Below are 17,994 nucleotides of genomic sequence, written 5' to 3'. Positions count from 1 at the left end.
CCGACACCGGGCCCGCGGGCCCGCCCTGGAACCCCCGGTCCCTCCCCGCGCCGGGCGCCCACCCCCCGGGGCGCCCCCCACGACGGGAGCACGGCAGGTCCGGCCGGACCGTGACGGGGCCACGGCAGAGCCAGGCCGAACCTCAACGGGACCACCGCAGGTCTGACCGAACCTCAACGGGACCACCGCAGGTCTGACCGAACCTCAGCCGAAACGCGCCGGGATCACGGCGAAACGCGGCAAGGCCACGGCAAGGCCACGGCGAGGCCCGACAAGAGCACGGCCCCGCTCAGACCGGTGGCTTGGCCGCGCGGGAGCCGTGCACGATCACCTTGGAGACCCACTGCTCCCAGGTGGGGAGGGCGGGGTCCCCCTGGACCGTGTTGTCCGCCACGGTGTACGTGCCCGAGCCCACCAGCCGGGACATCAGGTTGCCCGCCGCGTCGTTGGGGAACGCCCTGCCCCATGGGCCGATCTTGGTCAGGTCGAAGGCCGCGTTGAAGGCCATGTTGCTGACGAAACCCCGGCCGAACTGCTTGGTGTTCTCTCCCTCTCCGGTGACGTCGTTGCCGGTGAGGTCCTTCTTCACCCCGGCGAGATCGAAGATGCTCCACTGCAGCACCTGCTGGCCGCCCGCGTAGCCCACGCTGTCACCCAGGTAGTAGAACGAGTTGTAGATGATCTTCTCGACGCTGATCTTGAAGATCTTCATCTGCAGGATCGCGCGGCCCTTGAAGAACCTGTCCATGATCTGCTTCTGCACGGCCGCCCCGATGCCCGCCGTGGCCCAGCCCCAGGCCACCGTGTAGACCATGTTCATCCACGCCTGGACGGCGAGCACGATCAGCACGTACCGGGTGATCTCCACGGCCTGCGCGTAGTCGCGGCAGGCCTTCGCGATCGCCCGGCAGAACGTGGCGACCTCACCGGGATAGGGCCGGAAGGTGCCCGTCCACAGCGTGTTGAACTCCCGGACGGCCGCGCCGCCGTTGTTCTTCCAGACCTGCTCGGCGACACCGTTCGCGTCGGTGCCGGAGCCTTCGATGGTGTTGGCCAGGTTGTCCCAGATATCCGCTGCCGTGCGCAGCTTGTCGGGATCGCCTTCCGGCCAGCCCACGCCGAGCATGGACGTGACGAACGCGGCGGCCCCGAGGGAACCCGCCCCCATCGCGGTCTTGACCGGGTTGGCCTTGGCGAACGCCCCCACCGCCCCCAGGGGACCCGTGGGCAGGCCCAGGCCGCTCATTCGAGCTCGGCCTTGCTGCCCGGAGCACCGATCTCGGGGCCGACGACCGCTTTGACCATCTCCCCGACCGTCGCCCAGTTCGCCCCGGTGACGTTCTCACCGACCAGGCCCAGGTTGTCGCCGATCTTGCGGTAGCCGTTCCCGATGCCCTCGACATGGCTCTTGGCCTCGTCGCGGGCGGCGAGGTAGCCGGTGCCGCCCGCGGCGCCCGCGAACTTCCGGCCGACCTCGTCGTCGCCCCAGAAGGCGCCCAGGGCGTCGAGGTCGGCCATCGCCTTGGCGAAGGCGGTGGCGAGCTCGTCGCTCTCGGTGTGAAAGTCTTCCTTACGTCTTTTCAGATCGGCCGGACTGATATCCGTCGGCTCCGAAGGAAATGACAAGAGAGCCCCCTGAACGTTACGCACGTTTTCCGGGTGAAACTATTCATCAATTGTTACGCGAGATGTTACGGGTAGCGTTCTCCTTTGTTTCTTCCCGTTCACTTGTCGGTATCGGGCTGGGAGACGAACGCGGTCTGGATGAGGCGCACGCCGTTCCTCCGGTCGGACAGATAGGCGCGTCCCGGCGGCAGCGCGTGGGGCCGCACCCCGAACAGCACCCCCTCGTCCTTGTGGCCCGACATCATCACGGCCGGGGTCGCCATGTCCTTGAGCCGTTGGAGCACCGGGTCGAACATGGCGCGTCCCGCGCCGCCCATCGCGCGGGCCAGCACCAGGTGCAGGCCGATGTCGCGGGCCTGGGGCAGCAGGTCTAGCAGCCCGCCGAGCGGGTTCGCGCCCGAGGCCACCACGTCGTAGTCGTCGACCACGATGTAGATGTCCGCCCCCTTCCACCAGCCGCGCGAGCGCAGTTCCTCCGGCGAGAGGTTCGCCGGGGGGAGCCGCTTGACCAGCGAATCCCTGAGCTCGCCGATGAACTCGGTGGCGGCCGTCGAGGAGGCCGCGTACCCGATGCGGTGCTCGGTGTAGGCGGCGTCCAGCAGCGAGCGGCGGTAGTCGATCACGACGAGGCGGGCCTTCGAGGGCTCGTGGCGGGCCACGACCCCCTCCGCCACCAGGCGCAGCAGGTTGGACTTGCCGCTCTCGTTGTCGCCGATCACGACCAGGTGCGGATCGGCGTCGAAGTCGGCGAGCACCGGCGAGAGGGTGCTCTCGTCGATGCCCAGCGGGATGCGCGCACCGGTCTCCTCGGGGCCCGGCAGGCTCTCGGGCGCCAGGACGGCGGGCAGCAGCCGCACCCTGGGAGCGGACGGGCCCTGCCAGGCGGCGGCGACGGACTCGACCATCGCCCGGGTGGCGGCGGGCAGGTCGTCGCTCCGGTCGCCGCCGTCGACGCGGGGCAGCGCGCTCAGGAAGTGCAGGCCCTCGCGGGTGAGGCCGCGCCCCGGCACGCCCTCGGGAACGGCCATCGCGGTCCTGCGGTTCACCTCCGACTCGTAGGCGTCACCCAGCCTCAGCTCCACCCGGGAACCGAACAGGTCGCGGATGGAGGGCCGGAACTCCGACCACTTGTTGGTCGCGGCGACCACGTGGATGCCGTAGCCGAGACCGCGGGCGGCCAGCTCGGTGATCGTGGGCTCCAGCGACTCGAACTCCTGGCGGACCGTGAGCCAGCCGTCGACCACGAGGAACACGTCCCCGAAACCGCCGGGATCCACGGCCCCGGCGGCGATCTGGCGCCGGTAGGCGGCGATCGAGTCGACGCCCAGCTCGGCGAACTCCCGCTCCCGCCGCGCGAGCAGCGCGGTGACCTCGGCGACGGTACGGCGGACCCGGTCGCTGTCCATCCGGTTGGCCACCCCGCCGACGTGCGGCAGGCCCTCCAGCGAGGCGAGGGCGCCGCCGCCGAAGTCCAGGCAGTAGAACTGCACCTCGGCGGGGGTGTGGGTGAGGGCGAGACCGGCGATCAGCGTACGAAGCACGGTGCTCTTGCCGCTCTGCGGCCCCCCGGCCACGGCCAGATGCCCGGCGGCGCCCGACAGGTCGAGCCAGTACGGGTCGCGCCGCTGCTCGAAGGGGCGGTCGACGACGCCGAGCAGCGCGTGCAGCCCCCCGCGCCCCTGCCAGTGCGCGGTCGTCAGCCCGTGCTGCGGGGTGACGGACAAAGGCGGCAGGAGCTTCTCCAGCGAGGGCGGCTCGGCCAGCGGCGGCAGCCAGATCCGGTGCGCGGGCGGACCCTGCCCGCCCAGCCTGCGGACCACGACGTCGAGCAGCGTGTCGCGCCCCGCGACGACGCTCTCGGGCTCCTCCTCCGGCTCGGCCTGGCGGGGAGGCGCGATGTAGGCGGGACCGTAGGGGACGATCTGCCGCCCCTCGGCGCGCTCGCGCCGCACGACCCGCCGCTCGGGGGTGTAGGGGCCGGAGACGTACGCGGCCTTGAAGCGGACCATCCCCGTGGTGTCGAACTTCAGGAAGGCGTTGCCCGGCGCCGAGGGCAGTTCGTAGGCGTCGGTCACGCCGAGAACCACCCTGCTCTCCATCGCCGAGAAGGTCCGCAGGCCGATCCGGTACGACAGATGGGTGTCCAGGCCGCGCAGCCTGCCCTCCTCCAGCCGCTGCGAGGCCAGCAGCAGGTGAACCCCCAGGGACCTGCCGAGGCGGCCGATCATCACGAAGAGCTCGATGAACTCGGGCTTGGCCGACAGAAGCTCGCTGAACTCGTCCAGCACCACGAAGAGCGTGGGCATCGGGCTCAGGTCGGCCCCCTGCTCCCTGGCCTGCTCGTAGTCGCGCAACGAGGCGTAGTTCCCCGCGGCGCGGAGCAGTTCCTGGCGCCGTACCATCTCGCCGTGCAGAGCGGCGTGCATGCGGTCGACGAGCGGCAGCTCGTCGGCGAGGTTGGTGATGACGGCCGAGACGTGCGGCAAAGAGTCCATGCCCAGGAAGGTCGCGCCGCCCTTGAAGTCGACGAGCACGAAGTTCAGGACCTCCGACGAGTGCGCGACGGCCAGCCCGAGCACCAGCGTGCGCAGCAGCTCGCTCTTTCCCGAGCCGGTGGCGCCGATGACGAGTCCGTGCGGGCCCATGCCGCCCTGCGCGGACTCCTTGATGTCCAGCTCCACCGGGCGCCCGTCGGTACCGACGCCGATCGGCACCCGCAGCCGGTTGCGCGGTGCCCTGGGACGCCAGAGCAGCGCCGGGTCCAGCCCCGCGGGGTCGCCGAGTCCCAGCAGCTCGGCCAGCGTGGTGTCGGCGGCGAGCGCGTCGCCGCCCCCGGCTCCGGCCGGTGAGCCACGCAACGGGGCGAGCCGCCTGGCGAGCCCGTCCGCCTGCAGGTACGAGAACCGGTCGGGCCTGCCGAGCGGGGTGACGACCTCCTTGCCCGCCTGGTCGGTGGTGACCCGGCTGAACAGGTCCTCGGTGACACGCAGCCTGAGCATCGTCTTCTCGCCCGCCGGCGTGGTGGTGCCGTCGAGGTCGATGAGGGTGACCCCCTCGATCGCGTCCGCGCCCAGCGGGGAGTCCTGCGGGACGTGCCCGCCGTCGATGATCACGATGTGGTACGGGAGCGCGTCGGGGGAGATCCCCGGCTTGAACCGTGCCCGGTTCTTGAAGTCGGCGCCCAGCAGCCGGTCGAGCTCGCCCAGGTCCTCGGTCATGAGGCGGACGGGCCCCGCCGCGTCGGTCTCGTGCGGGTGGAGGGCGTGCGGGAGCCACTTGACCCACTCCCAGTGGGCCATCCACTCCCTGGACGCGCACACCGCGATCCTGAGCTCGTCCGGCGAGTGGAAGACGGCGAGCTGGCCGACGAGCGCCCTGACCATGTCGCGGACGGCCGCCTCGGGGCCGGTGAGCCTCACCCTGGCGAAGGAGTGCAGGGAGATGGCGATGGGCAGGTCGGCCACCGTCGAGTGGGCGCGGACGAAGCGGCGCAGCGCCCCGGCGGACATGGCGTCCAGGTCCTCGACCGGCTTGGACTCCGGCGGTATGAGCTGGATCGCGAGACTCTGGGAGCCGGTGCCCACCCTGACGGCGCCGAAGTCGGCGTCCGAGGGGCGCCGCTCCCACAGGCGGGCGCTCAGCGCGATCGCCCAGAGGGCGTCGGGGGCGGGGCCGTTCCAGTCGAGCGCCTCACGCTGCCTGGCGGCCGCGCGCCTCACCTTGGCGCGGGTCTGGGACAGGTAGCGGAAGTAGTCGCGGCGCTGGCCGTTGATCCGTAGCTTGCGCTCCCCGCCCGCCCTGCCCATCTGGCCGACGGTCATACCGACCATGGAGAGCGCGAACATGCCGCTCGCCACGTACATGATCGGGTTTCCGCCGCCGCCGCCGGCGAACATCAACCCCATCGCGGCGCCGCCCGCCACCATCGGCAGGTACATGAGCACCTGCGTGAACCCCGCCGAGGTGGTCTCCGGGATCTCCGGCGGCGACTCCAGGAGGATCTCGCCGCGCGGTGGTGCCGGAGGTGGGCGCCGCTCAGGACGCCGAACGACCACTATGCCCACTTCGCCCCCGATGTGAGTTAAGCAAATATCGTGCAGTCCGGATCACCGTAGCGAAACCGCCCCCGATGTTCGACGGGGTCTTCGAGAACGTCCCGGGACCGATACCGGATGATCGCGGAGGTGACTCCACCACCCGTGACCGGATGACCGGATGACCGGGGTGACTCCACCGCCCATGGACCGGATGATCGCGGGAGGACTCCACCGCCCGCGGACCGGGTGGTCGGCGGGGTGAACACCGTACGGCTCGCCCCGACGGGTGCCGGATGATCGCGGAGGTGGCTAGCATGCGCCCTGTGAACCAGGTGACCGCAATCTCCCTGTGCCGCATCACCGTCGTCACCCCGCGCCGCCGGGTCGACCTGGCGGTGCCCTCGGACCTCCCCCTCTCCCATCTGCTGCCCGACCTGCTCGCCGCCACCGGCGAGAGCGCCGAGGAGGTCGCGCCGGTCGGAGGATGGGGACTCCAGCGGATCGGCGCGGCCCCCATGCCCCCCGGCGCGGGCCTGAACGAGCTGGGCATCAGGGACGGCGAGGTCCTCTACCTGCTGCCCCGCTCGTCCCAGCTGCCCGAGGCGGTCTTCGACGACGTCGCCGACACCGTGGCGACCGGCGTCAAGGAAAGGACCGGGCGCTGGCGGCCCGCGCACACCAGGGGCGTGGGGCTGGGCACCGCGGCGCTGTCGATGGTCGCCGCGGCCGTGGTGCTCGCGGTGAGCGGGCCTCCCTGGGGCCCGGTCGTCGCCTTCGCCGGAGCGTGCGCGATCCTCGCCGTCGTGGCGGGCGCCGCGCTCTCCAGAGCCCTGGGCGACGGACGTGCCGGCGCGATCATCGGCTACACCGCGCTGCCCCACGCCTTCCTCGCCGGGGCCTGCGCACCCGCTCCCCCCGCCGGCTCCGCCGCCTTCGGAGCGCCCAACCTGCTCGCCGGGTTCGCGGTGACCGCGCTGGTCGCCACCGTGACCGGCTGGGTCGTCGCCGAGGGCCTGCCCAACTTCTTCGGCGTCGGGCTGGCCGCGGTCATCGGGACGATCTGTTCGGCGGTCGTCATGTTCACCGGGGCGCCCGCCGCCGGTGTGGCCGCGGTGGCCGCCGCGGTGACCCTCGCCTGCGCACCGCTCATCCCGACGACGTCCTTCCGGCTGGCGCGGCTCCCGCTGCCCGCGCTGCCCGCCAACGCCGAGGAGTTGCGCGCCGACACCGAGGACATCGACGGCGCGGACATCCGGCGCCGCGCGACGGAGGCCGAACGGTTCGCGACCGGCCTCACCGCGGGCGTCGCCCTGGTGGCACTGGGCACGCTGCCCGCCCTGCTCACCGCGAGCGGATGGACCGCCCCCGCGACGTTGGTCACGCTCTCGCTCGCACTGCTGATGCGCGCCCGTGTCTTCCAGGGGACGGGTCAGCGTCTCTGGCTGCTCGGCTCGGGGCTGACCGGCCTGCTCGCACTCATCCTGGGCGTGGCGTTCACCACGCCCGGCTCGGCTCCGGCGGTCACGGTCGGCCTGGTGTGCGCGACGGCGGTGGCGGGCGGGATGGCGCTCTTCCTCCCCCAGCGGCGGCCCTCCCCGTTCTGGGGCCGCGCCGGGGACATCCTGGAGTTCTGCCTGATCCTCGCCCTGATCCCGCTCGCGCTCGGGGTGATGGACGTGTACGCGGCCATCAGGGGCCTGTCGGGCTGACCGGCGACAGCGCATCCCGACCGCGAGCTCGTCGACAGCGGTGAACGCCGGATACCGGCGCCGTTCACCGTTCGCGCTCTTTGCACTGATCGTCGATCACGCTTCTATGCTGTCGGCGACCGCGCACCCGGCGAGGCGGAGGTGGGATGCAGACCCGTCGTGATCTCTATCAGGCGCACAAGCTGATGACCCAGCGCCTGGGCATGGCCCTGCTCCAGGGCGAGCCCGACGTGCCGGAGTCGCCGATGCGCAGGCAGAACGTCGCGACGTTCTGCGGCATCCTGGTCGCGGTGCTGGTGGCGGTGGCGTTCGGCGTCTACGGGCTGCTGCGTCCCGGCGGCGCCACCGCGCTCACCGAGCCGGGGACGGTGATCGTCGAGGAGGAGTCGGGCGCGACCTTCGTCTACAGCGCGACGCGGGGGCAGATGATCCCGGTCGCCAACGTGACCTCGGCCAGGCTGCTGCTCGGCGGCGGGCAGGGGGTGAAGGTCCGCACGGTCACCACGGCGTCACTCGCGAGCTTCCCCCGCGGGCTCCTGGTCGGCATCCCCGGCGCCCCCGAGTCGCTGCCGCCCCGCGAGCGGCTCGTCCGCGCCCCCTGGTCGGCCTGCGTGGTCGAGGGCGTGGACACCGCGGGGACACGTACCCCGCACACCTCGCTCGTCGGCGGCTTCTCGGTCGGCGGCACCCCGCTCGGCCAGGACACCGCGATGGTCGTGCAGGAGGGTTCGCAGACCTGGCTGCTCTGGTCGGACCGGCGGATGCGGGTGCCGCAGAAGAGCCTGCGGGCACTGACCGAGGAGCAGCCCCGGCAGGTCCCCGCGGCCTGGCTCAACGCGCTGCCCATCGGCCCCGACTTCAGCGCCCCGGCGCTCGCGGCCCGCGGCAGGGTGATGCGCGGCCCCGAAGGGGGGCGCTCCGCCGCGGGCCGGATCTACACCGTGCGGGCCACGTCGGGGGACACGTCGGGGGACACGTCGGGGGACACCGCCAAGTGGTACGTCCTGCTCCCCGACGGCCTGGCCGCGCTCACCCCGGCCCAGGCCGAACTCCTGCTCCAGGACCCGGCGAGCAAGAGAGCGTACGGCAGGGCGCCGGTGCGCGCCGTGGAGATCGACGCCGCGACCGCGAACGGGATGCGGCGCTCGGCCACCCGCTTCGATCCCGCGGGGCTTCCCGCCACCATGCCCCGGGTCGTCGCCCCCGATCCCGCCTCTCCGGTGTGCGCGGTCTACGCCGAGACCGAGCGCGGATCGACGCGGGCGCGGCTCACCGTCGGCAGCACCATGCGCATTCCCGCACCGCCGGCGGGCCGCTTCGACCAGGACTCGGTGGACCAGGTCGTGCTCCCGCCGGGCACCGCGTCGCTGGTGGGCGTGCTGCCGGGGAACGACAGGCTGGACGCGGTCACCTCGGTCTTCCTCGTCAGCGACCAGGGGCGGCGGCACGCGATCACCGCGACGGAGTCGCTGGCGAGCCTCGGCTACACGGCGGCGGACGTCGCGCCGCTGCCCGCGCACATCGTGCATCTGATCCCGCAGGGGCCCGCGCTCAGCCGGACGGCGGCGGCAGTCCCGGTGCCCGTGGGACAACCGTGATCCCCGTTACCAACGGTACACCTGTTCGTTATAGGCGAGAGATGCGATGGTTGTCCACTTTGTAATGATCGAAAGACCCATGTCAGTCGAACACCATGGAGGTGTCACGTGGTTCAGAGGACCACCGCGTACCATTCGCGGCTTGGTGAGGCGTCACAGAAGACCGACGACGCCAAGGGCACGATCAACCAGATCAAGACCCAGCTCGACGGCCACCGGGGCGAGCTGCGCTCCGGCTGGGACGGCCAGTCCGCGGTCTCCTTCGACGGCGTGTTCAACGCCTGGAGCACCGAGATGACCAACATCCTGCGCGAGCTCGAGGGCCTGTCGATCAAGCTCAAGAACATCCAGAAGAACTACGAGACGGCCCAGGAGAACCAGACCGCCGTCTCGCAGCGGCTCGGGGCCGACATCAACAGCTGACAGCTCAGAAACGGGGATCACCATGGCTAGCGACTTTGACCGCACTCTTGTCGACTTCGGCCAGATGGACCGCTCTGCCGCGGACTTCGCGCGGCAGTGGCAGATGTTGGAAGGGACCCTCCAGAACCTGGAAGGGGACCTCGACCGGTTGCTCGGCGACTGGGAGGGCGACGCCCGCACGGCCTACTACGGCGCCCGTGCGCAGTGGGACGCCGCGTCCGGCCGGATGGCCGCGCTGCTCCAGCGTCTCGGTGGCGTCATCGAGATCGGCAGGGAGAACTTCGCGAACACCGAGAAGGTCAACGTCACGATGTTCGACGGACGCTGACCCCGCGAACGGGGCGGGTCACGGCGCTGCCGCGGCCCATGTCACCGGGGAGAACCAACCGGGTCGCGGCGTCGCCGCGGCCCCTTCAGTAACGGGGAGAGAGGCATGTTACCTCCCGAAGACAGAGTCGCGCCCCCCTGGCCAGGCCTCGACAAGGACCGTCCGGCCGTCGAGATCAAGCGCGACCGGATCAAGCAGCTCCTCAAGGCCCTTGAGGAGGACGTCGCGCGCCTTGAGGGCTCGAACGAGGGCGCCCTGCAGGACATGCGGGCCATGACCAACCTGACCGAGACCCACTTCGGCGCATGGGACACCGCCAAGGACGTCGCCAGGACCGCGGGCAAGGCCCACATGAAGGTCGGCACGGTATACCAGGACACCATCGTCAAATACCGGGCCGCGATCGAGCTGCTGCGCGTCGCCGCCTACAACTACCAGGACGCCGAGCAGGCCAGCACCACGAACAAGGCGGGCTGAGGCGATGGGCAACGACCACGCGCTTCACCACATCAAGTTCGACGGTGAGGGACCTCCTGGGATCGGCAGCCGTGGCCACTACAGCGGCTACAGCGCCGAAGAGATCAAGGTGATGCTGCAGAACACCAACCCGCGGGCCATCGAGGACGCGGGCCACGCCTACAGTTCCGCCGCGTCCACACTGCGCGCCAGCCACACCCTCATCCGGCAGATCGCCGGAGAACTCGCCCAGGTCTGGAGCGGTGACGCCTCGATCGAGGCGCAGAACGCGCTCCAACTGGTCCACAAGACGGTCAACGAGCTGTCCACCCGCTGCGGCCAGCTCGGGCCACCACTGACCCACTACGGCAGGGAGGTCCTTCCCAAGTACATCGAGTACGCCAACAGCAGGCCCTCGATGGGCTTCCTCGACGGGGTCGACTTCCTTCCGGGAGACGACATCGCCGTCGGGAAGGTCGGTGACACGTATCTCTTCACCAACAAGTCGACGAACGACTTCGCCCGCGAGGACCTGATGGCCCTCAACCAGGAGCTGGTCAACCTCTACGACCGCATTCCCGCGACCGTGGAGAAGGACCTGCCCCAGTTGAGCGGCGCGGCCGACCCCGCGCTCACCAACCAGAACTACCCCGGCGGCCTGGGAGGCTATCCGGGAGGCGGGGGTTACGCCGGGGGCGGCGGCATACCCGGCGGCTACGGCGGGGGTGGCGTCGGAGGGCTGCCCGGTTTCTCGGGCGGTTATCCGGGAGGCTCGGGGAGCGGCTATCCGAGCGGGAGCGACTATCCCGGCGTCTCCCACCCCTCCGTCCCGGCCTATCCCGGCGGTCCCGGCGCGGGCAATCCGGGTACGGGACTTCCCGGTCCCGGTGCTCCCGGCACGGGCCTTCCCGGCACGGAGCTTCCCGGTCCGGGTGTTCCCGGCACGGGCCTGCCGGGCAACGGCAACCTTCCGCCCGGACACACCGACCCGACGGTTTTGAACCCGAACGACCCGCGCGCGGGCCTGGATCCGAACGATCCGCGCAACACCAAGCTGGCCGGTTTCGAGCCCACCGTGCCCGGCCCCGGAACCGGGCTCGGTCCCGGCACGGGAGCCGGTCCCGGCACCGGGCTCGGCCCCGGAACCGGTCTGCCCCCCTACACCGGGGGCGGTGGAGGGGGCGCGGGTCCCACCGTGTTCGGCCAGAACGGTCCCGCGGGGCCGAGTTCCTGGGTCGGCAACGGCGGCACCACCGGGACCGGTGGTGGTCTCGGCGGCGTCGGCGGGGTCGGCGGCCCGAGGCTCGACGGCCGTGGCGGCATGGGCATGGGCGGCATGCCGTTCATGCCCATGAGCGGCGCGGCGGGCCAGGGAGACCAGGACCGCGAACGCTCCACCTGGCTCACCGAGGACGAGGACGTGTGGGGTGGTGACCGCGGTACCGCGCCGCCCGTGATCAACTGATCGGACCGCGCGGGGGGCACCGCCTTCCCGGCAGCCCCCCGCGCGCGTTCCGCCCTCCCTCCCCGAGGGGCCGTGATCTCGGCTCCTCATAGAGTGAGGGGATGAGACTCACGAAATTCGGGCACGCGTGTGTCCGCCTGGAGAAGGACGACTCCGCCCTCGTGATCGACCCGGGCTCCTTCAGCGAGGAGTCCGCGCTCGACGGGGCACAGGCCGTGCTCATCACCCACGAGCACTTCGACCACGTGGACGCCGACCGGCTGCGCCGGGCCGCCGAGGCGAACCCGTCCCTGGAGATCTGGACGAACGAGGGCGTGGCCGCCACGCTCACCGACGTGCCCGCGAAGATCCAGGTGGTACGGCACGGCGACGCCTTCGACACGGCCGGTTTCGGGGTGAAGGTCGTCGGTGAGTGGCACGCCCCCAACCACCCGGACCTGCCGATCGTGCGCAACGTCGGCTTCCTGGTGGACGAGGAGGTCTTCTACGCGGGTGACGCGTTCACCCTTCCCGGTGTCGAGGTGCCCACGCTCCTGGTGCCGACCAACGCGCCGTGGATGAAGGCGTCGGAGATGGTCGAGTATCTCCGCCAGGTCCGTCCGGCCCGCGCCTTCTCCACCCACGACGGCCTGATCAACGACATCGGGCTCCGGCTGGTCGACATGTGGCTGGAGATGGAGTCGGACAAACAGAAGGCCGACATGCGCCGCCTCAAGCCCGGCGAGTCGGTCACCCTGCCCTAGCCTCAGGAGGCCGAGGCGATGGTGGCCGAGCCGATCACGGTGTCGCCGAGATAGAGCACGGCCGCCTGCCCCGCCGCGACCCCGGTGGCCGGGTCGTCCAGCGTGATGTGGACCTCCCCGCCGGAGAGCTGGGCACGGCAGCCGTACACCTCGCCGTGGGCGCGGAGCTGGACCGTGCAGGCCAGTGGCTCGCGCGGCTCGTCCACCGGGCCGTTCCAGACCGGCCGCTCCGCGACGATGGTCGTGACCTGGAGGGACGAGCGCGGTCCGACGGTGACGGTGTTGGAGACCGGCTCGATGGAGAGCACGTAGCGCGGGCGGCCGTCGGGGGCCGGGCGGTCGATGCGCAGGCCCTTGCGCTGGCCGATCGTGAAGCCGTAGGCACCCTCGTGGCCACCCACGACCTCGCCGGACTCGTCGACGATCGGGCCGTGCTCCGCGCCGAGGCGGTCGGCGAGGAAGCCTCGGGTGTCGCCGTCGGCGATGAAACAGATGTCGTGACTGTCGGGCTTGTCGGCCACCATGAGGCCACGCCGCGCGGCCTCCTCACGGACCTGGGCCTTGGTGGAGTCACCCAGTGGGAAGATCGCGTGAGAGAGCTGCTCCCTGGTGAGCACGCCCAGGACGTACGACTGGTCCTTGCCCTGGTCGGGGCTGCGGCTCAGGACACCGTCCGTGATCCGCGCGTGGTGCCCGGTGGCCACCGCGTCGAAGCCCAGCGCGAGAGCCCGGTCGAGCACCGCCTCAAACTTGATCTTCTCGTTGCAGCGCAGGCACGGGTTGGGCGTGCGTCCGGCGGCGTACTCGCTGACGAAGTCCTCGACCACGTCCCGGTGGAACCGCTCGGCCATGTCCCAGATGTAGAAGGGGATGCCGATCACGTCGGCGGCCCTGCGGGCGTCTCGCGAGTCCTCGACCGTACAGCACCCGCGGGCGCCGGTCCGATAGGACTGGGGGTTGGCGGAGAGGGCGAGGTGGACACCGGTGACGTCATGGCCCGCCTCGGCGATGCGGGCGGCCGCCACTGCGGAGTCGACGCCACCGGACATGGCGGCAAGCACACGAAGACTCATAACCCCTTGAGCCTACCCGCGTCGGGCGCCCACCCCCGTCGGATCAGCTCATCCCCGCACGGCGGGCGCGCTCGACGACGAGGCCGATGACCTCGACGAGCCGGTCCACGTCCTCCTCGGTCGAGGTGTGCCCCAGGGAGAAGCGCAGCGAGCCGCGGGCCCGCACCCCGTCGGCGCCCATCGCGAGCAGCACGTGGGAGGGCTGGGCCACCCCGGCCGAGCAGGCCGAACCGGTCGAGCACTCCACTCCCTTGGCGTCCAGCAGCATGAGCAGGGCGTCGCCCTCGCAGCCGGGGAAGGAGAAGTGGGCGTTGCCGGGGAGGCGGCTCACCGGGTCGCCGTTGAGGATCACGCCGGGCACCGCCTGGCGGACCCGGTGGATGAGGTCGTCGCGGAGCCCGGTCAGCCGGGCGGAGGTCTCGGCCTGCCTGGCCACCGCGGCCCGCACCGCCGTGGCGAAACCGGCGACGGAGGGGGCGTCGAGCGTGCCGGAGCGGATGTCGCGCTCCTGGCCGCCGCCGTGCAGCACCGGCATCGGGTCGACGCCCCTGGCGAGCAGCAGGGCGCCGACGCCCATCGGGCCGCCGACCTTGTGCCCGGAGATCGTCAGCGCGTCGACCCCCGAGTCGGCGAAGTCCAGGGGAAGCTGGCCGACGGCCTGGACCGCGTCGGTGTGGAAGGGGATGCCGTGCTCCCGGGCGATCGCGGCGAGCTCGTGGACCGGCTGGATGGTGCCGACCTCGTTGTTGGCCCACATCACGCTGACCAGGGCGACGCTCGCCGGGTCACGCTCGATGGCGTCGCGGAGGGTCTGCGGGTGCACCCGGCCGACCTCGTCGACGTCGAGCAGCTCGACGGTCGCGCCCTGGTGGTCGCTCAGCCAGTGCGCGGGGTCCAGGGCGGCGTGGTGCTCCACCGCGCTGATCAGGATCCTGTCGGCGCCCCCGGCGCGACGGGCCCAGTACAGGCCCTTCACCGCGAGGTTGTCGGCCTCGGTGCCGCCCGCCGTGAAGACGACCTCGCTGGGCCTGGCGCCGAGCGCGGCGGCGATGGTCTCCCTCGACTCCTCGACGACCTGGCGGGTGCGGCGACCGGCGGCGTGCAGGGACGACGCGTTGCCGACCCGGCCGAACTGGGCTGTCATCGCCTCGATCGCCTCGGGAAGCATCGGCGTGGTCGCCGCATGATCGAGATAGGCGGGCTTCACGGCCGCATTCCCTCCCCCACTCGCTGTCAACCTTCCAAGGGTATCCGCGCCCGCCCGGGACCTGATCCCCGAGTTGACTACTAAACCGTCCAGACGGTACAGTAACCGCCATGAGACGGGAAGAGCTGTTGGACGCGGCAGAGGATCTGCTCTGCGACCAGGGCTCTCAGGCGCTCACCCTGGCGACCGTCGCCGAGCGCGCCGGATGCAGCAAGGGCGGTCTGCTCTATCACTTCGGCACGAAGGAAGCCCTGATCAAGGGCATGGTCGAGCGGCTGATCGAGGAGTTCGACGAGCTCATCGCGGCTCAGGGACACGACACCTACACCAAGAACTATCTGGCGGCCACGTTCGCCGCCGTGCAGAGCGGCAGGCTGCGACGCTGGGCCGTGGTGACGGGAGCCTCCGGCAACCTCTATCTTCTGGCGCCGCTGCGGGTGGCGATGGCCCGATGGCACCGCGAGGGGCTCGACCGCGAGCCCGACCCGGGGGCCGCGCAGATCGTGCGCCTGGCCTGCGAGGGACTGTGGGACGTGGCGAGCCACGACCCCGATCTCTACGACGCCGAGCACTTCGAGGGGCTGAAACAGCGCCTTCTCGCCCTGCTGCCCGCCTGAGCGCCCCGCCCGCCCGGACACCCTGCCCACCTGATCATCCTGGCGCCCTGACGCGCCGATCGGTGGGCGTCTGTTCCGATCATTCACCGAGCAGGTAGGCCCCTAAAAACTGGTGGTCGCTTTCGCGTGCGAAAGCGACCGTCTTCGGCATGCCCGCTCCCCGGTTTGTCAAAACATTTATTGAAGGGATTACGTCATGACCCGCGACCTGAGGGCGGCCCGAACCGGGGCGGTTCTCACATTCGTGCTCGCCGGGCTGCTGTGCGGATCGATGACCGTGCGCATTCCGGCGCTCTCCGACAAGCTCGGCCTGTCCGAGGCGTCGGTGGGCGTCACCCTCCTCGTGTGGGGGCTGGGAGCGCTCATCACCATGCAGTCGATGCGCGGGGTGATGGCACGCTTCGGCAGCCGGAGCATCCTGCGGGTCGCGGCCCCCCTGACCGCGATCACCCTGGCGCTGCTCGCGGTGGCGCCCTCGTTCCCCCTCGTCCTGGTCGCGAGCGGCCTGTTCGGCATGGCGTTCGGCGCGGTGGACGTCGCGATGAACGCGCAGGGGTCGGCGGTCGAGCGCGCCTACGACCGCCCGCTGATGAACGGCATGCACGCCGGCTGGTGCGTGGGGGCGATCTCGGCGGGCCTGCTGGGCACCGTGGCGATCGTGGCCGGGCTCTCGATCACGGCCCACCTCGCCCTGGTCGCGCTGCTCGCGCTCCCCGTGACGGTCTTCCTCAGCCGCTCCTACCTGCCCGACCCTCCGGCGCCCTCGGGCCGTTCGGCCGGGAGCCGGAGCACGACGAGGCGCCGGATGCCTCCGGTGGTCTACCTCCTCGGCGTGATCGCCTTCTGCGCGTTCATGGTGGAGGGCACGGTCGCCGACTGGAACGGCCTGTACCTGCGCAACGTGCTGGGGGCGCCGGAGGCGCTCGCCGCCCTGGGCTATCCGATCTTCGAGGCGGGCATGCTCGCCGGACGTCTCGCCGGCGACCGGGTCCGGATCCGCTTCGGGGCCCGCGGCATGACGGTCGCCTCGGGTCTGGCCACCGCCGCGACCTTCGCCGTGGTCATCACGGCCCCCACGGCGCCGATCGCCCTGTCGGCGATGCTGTTCGTGGGCGTGGCCGTGGCGACGGTCTCGCCGATGGCGATGTCCCTGGCGGGCGGCGCGACCGGCGATCCCGGACCCGCCATCGCCCAGACCGGTGCGATGGGCTACGCGGGGCTGCTGCTCGGCCCCGTGATCATCGGTTTCCTCTCCGACCTGGTCACGCTCAGGGTGGGCCTCGGCATCGCCGTGGTGCTCGGCGTCCTGATCGCCGCCGCGGCGTGGTTCCTGCCCCGCTCCCGCGCGGTCACCGTCCCGCTGGAGAGTCCCAGGCGCGAGCTGTCCATGGCGGCCTGACCCGCCCTGTCCTGGCCTGTCCCTGCCCAGGCTCGGCCTGGGCCCCTGGCCCCGCCCTGGCTTGTCCTGTCCTGGCCTGGCCCAGTCCGGGCCTGGCTTGTCCTGTCCTGGCCAGGTCTGGGCCTGGCCTCGTCCTGGTCCCTGCCTGAAAACGGGACCGGTCCGACGAACCACGAACTCCGCCCCACACGCCACAGGTCCGGGGCTTCGCGGGTCACGGATCTCGCGAAGCCGTTCCGGTCCGGGAGCCCTCCGTGAGAACCGGAACGAAAACGGCAGGGGCACCGCACGTCGAGTGCGGTGCCCCTGCCGTTTTCCTGCCTGTCGGTACGCCGGGTGACCCGAGCGGGTCACTTGCGCTTGGTGATCTCCTCGGTCAGCTGCGGGACGATCTGGTGCAGGTCGCCCACGACGCCGTAGTCGGCGAGCTCGAAGATCGGCGCCTCGGGGTCCTTGTTGATCGCGACGATCGTCTTCGCGGTCTGCATGCCGGCCCGGTGCTGGATCGCCCCGGAGATGCCCGCCGCGATGTACAGCTGCGGCGAGACGGTCTTGCCGGTCTGGCCGACCTGGAACTGGTGCGGGTACCAGCCGGCGTCGGTGGCGGCGCGGGAGGCGCCGACGGCCGCGCCGAGCGAGTCGGCCAGCTCCTCGATGATGGAGAACTTCTCCGCGGAGCCGACACCCCGGCCACCGGAGACCACGATCGCGGCCTCGGTGAGCTCCGGGCGAGCGCCCTTCTCCTCCTTGACCCGCTCCACGATCCTGGCGCCCTTGGCGGCGTCGGACACGGTGAAGGTGACGTGCTCCTCGGTGCCCGCGCCCGCGGCGGCCTCGACGGGAGTGGCGTTGGGGCGCACCGCGACGATCGGGATGCCCTTGGTCACCCGCGAGCGGACGTTGATGCCGCCGCCGAAGATGGACTGGTCGGCGACCAGGCCGTCCTCGATGCCGACGACGTCGGTGAGCACACCAGAGTCGATCTTGATGGCGAGGCGGCCGGCGATCTCCTTCGCCTCGGCCGTCGCGGCGACGAGCACCGCGACCGGCGCCTTCTCGCCCACCAGGTGGGCGAGCAGCTCCGCCTTGGGGGCCACGACGTAGTCGCTCACCTCGGCGGAGTCGGCCACGTAGATCTTCTCCGCGCCGTACTCGGCCAGCCTGGCCTGGGCCTCGGGAGAGTAACCCGCGCCCGTCCAGACCGCCGCCGGGGTGCCCAGCTTCCTGGCGAGCGTCAGCAGCTCAAGGGTGACCTTCTTGACCTGGCCCTCGACGTGCTCGACCAGAACGAGAATCTCGGACATTTCACCTAA

General features: G+C 71.3%; 15 protein-coding genes. 9 read left to right on the top strand and 6 right to left on the bottom strand.

All coding sequences use genetic code 11. The annotated features are described in order from the left end of the window. Positions 1-289: 289 nt before the first annotated feature. The 3 genes from AB0B90_RS05790 to eccCa form a co-directional block, all read right to left on the bottom strand. Entirely contained in the window at positions 290-1,246 is a 957-nt protein-coding gene (locus tag AB0B90_RS05790) for a hypothetical protein (protein ID WP_350947595.1), read from the bottom strand. Further along, the gene (locus AB0B90_RS05785; RefSeq protein WP_350947594.1) at positions 1,243-1,626 is read right to left on the bottom strand and encodes a hypothetical protein; all 384 of its coding nucleotides are present in this window, start codon (positions 1,624-1,626) and stop codon (positions 1,243-1,245) included. The genes AB0B90_RS05790 and AB0B90_RS05785 overlap by 4 nt, the downstream gene beginning before the upstream one ends. A gap of 98 nt (positions 1,627-1,724) precedes the next feature. Further along, positions 1,725-5,690 (bottom strand): type VII secretion protein EccCa, encoded by a 3,966-nt coding sequence (gene eccCa, locus AB0B90_RS05780; protein ID WP_362921015.1) that lies wholly within the window; start codon positions 5,688-5,690, stop codon positions 1,725-1,727. Positions 5,691-5,977: 287 nt separating this feature from the next. On the opposite strand from eccCa, the gene eccD reads away from it, so the two are divergent. The 7 genes from eccD to AB0B90_RS05745 all read left to right on the top strand — a co-directional run bounded on the left by eccD (position 5,978) and on the right by AB0B90_RS05745 (position 12,385). Continuing rightward, positions 5,978-7,372: a type VII secretion integral membrane protein EccD gene (gene eccD, locus AB0B90_RS05775; RefSeq protein ID WP_362921012.1), complete on the top strand. Its 1,395-nt coding sequence runs from the start codon at positions 5,978-5,980 to the stop codon at positions 7,370-7,372. Positions 7,373-7,518: 146 nt separating this feature from the next. Further along, the gene (gene eccB / locus AB0B90_RS05770) at positions 7,519-8,970 is read left to right on the top strand and encodes a type VII secretion protein EccB (protein WP_362921010.1); all 1,452 of its coding nucleotides are present in this window, start codon (positions 7,519-7,521) and stop codon (positions 8,968-8,970) included. A gap of 108 nt (positions 8,971-9,078) precedes the next feature. Then, complete coding sequence (locus tag AB0B90_RS05765; protein ID WP_350947590.1) at positions 9,079-9,393, top strand: WXG100 family type VII secretion target; 315 nt, start codon at positions 9,079-9,081, stop codon at positions 9,391-9,393. 22 nt (positions 9,394-9,415) lie between these two features. Continuing rightward, on the top strand, positions 9,416-9,721 hold the full coding sequence (locus tag AB0B90_RS05760) for a WXG100 family type VII secretion target (protein WP_350947589.1): 306 nt from the start codon (positions 9,416-9,418) through the stop codon (positions 9,719-9,721). A 105-nt stretch (positions 9,722-9,826) separates the two neighbouring features. Continuing rightward, positions 9,827-10,198, top strand: coding sequence for a hypothetical protein (locus AB0B90_RS05755; protein WP_362921008.1), 372 nt, complete (start codon positions 9,827-9,829; stop codon positions 10,196-10,198). Between the two features lie 4 nt (positions 10,199-10,202). Then, on the top strand, positions 10,203-11,642 hold the full coding sequence (locus AB0B90_RS05750; protein WP_362921006.1) for a WXG100 family type VII secretion target: 1,440 nt from the start codon (positions 10,203-10,205) through the stop codon (positions 11,640-11,642). Positions 11,643-11,743: 101 nt separating this feature from the next. Next, entirely contained in the window at positions 11,744-12,385 is a 642-nt protein-coding gene (locus tag AB0B90_RS05745; RefSeq protein WP_362921004.1) for an MBL fold metallo-hydrolase, read from the top strand. A 2-nt stretch (positions 12,386-12,387) separates the two neighbouring features. Here the strand turns inward: AB0B90_RS05745 and mnmA are convergent, their stop codons facing one another. Both mnmA and AB0B90_RS05735 read right to left on the bottom strand, forming a co-directional pair. Continuing rightward, positions 12,388-13,458, bottom strand: coding sequence for a tRNA 2-thiouridine(34) synthase MnmA (gene mnmA / locus AB0B90_RS05740; RefSeq protein WP_350947585.1), 1,071 nt, complete (start codon positions 13,456-13,458; stop codon positions 12,388-12,390). A gap of 43 nt (positions 13,459-13,501) precedes the next feature. Beyond that, positions 13,502-14,665, bottom strand: a complete 1,164-nt coding sequence (locus AB0B90_RS05735; RefSeq protein WP_362899377.1) for a cysteine desulfurase family protein — start codon at positions 14,663-14,665, stop codon at positions 13,502-13,504. A 110-nt stretch (positions 14,666-14,775) separates the two neighbouring features. On the opposite strand from AB0B90_RS05735, the gene AB0B90_RS05730 reads away from it, so the two are divergent. Both AB0B90_RS05730 and AB0B90_RS05725 read left to right on the top strand, forming a co-directional pair. Beyond that, positions 14,776-15,282 carry a TetR/AcrR family transcriptional regulator gene (locus tag AB0B90_RS05730; protein WP_350947583.1) on the top strand — a complete coding sequence of 169 codons (507 nt, stop codon included), beginning with the start codon at positions 14,776-14,778 and terminating at the stop codon, positions 15,280-15,282. 196 nt (positions 15,283-15,478) lie between these two features. Continuing rightward, on the top strand, positions 15,479-16,681 hold the full coding sequence (locus AB0B90_RS05725; RefSeq protein ID WP_362921002.1) for an MFS transporter: 1,203 nt from the start codon (positions 15,479-15,481) through the stop codon (positions 16,679-16,681). A gap of 350 nt (positions 16,682-17,031) precedes the next feature. Here the strand turns inward: AB0B90_RS05725 and AB0B90_RS05720 are convergent, their stop codons facing one another. Next, a complete protein-coding gene (locus AB0B90_RS05720; RefSeq protein WP_350947581.1) occupies positions 17,032-17,985 on the bottom strand; it encodes an electron transfer flavoprotein subunit alpha/FixB family protein in 954 nt (317 codons plus the stop codon). Positions 17,986-17,994 lie beyond the last annotated feature (9 nt).

It is taken from the genome of Streptosporangium sp. NPDC049078 (assembly GCF_040648855.1).
GTDB lineage: Bacteria > Actinomycetota > Actinomycetes > Streptosporangiales > Streptosporangiaceae > Streptosporangium.
Note: the sequence above shows the minus strand (reverse complement) of the source record. Positions and strands in the feature narration are given on the sequence as shown.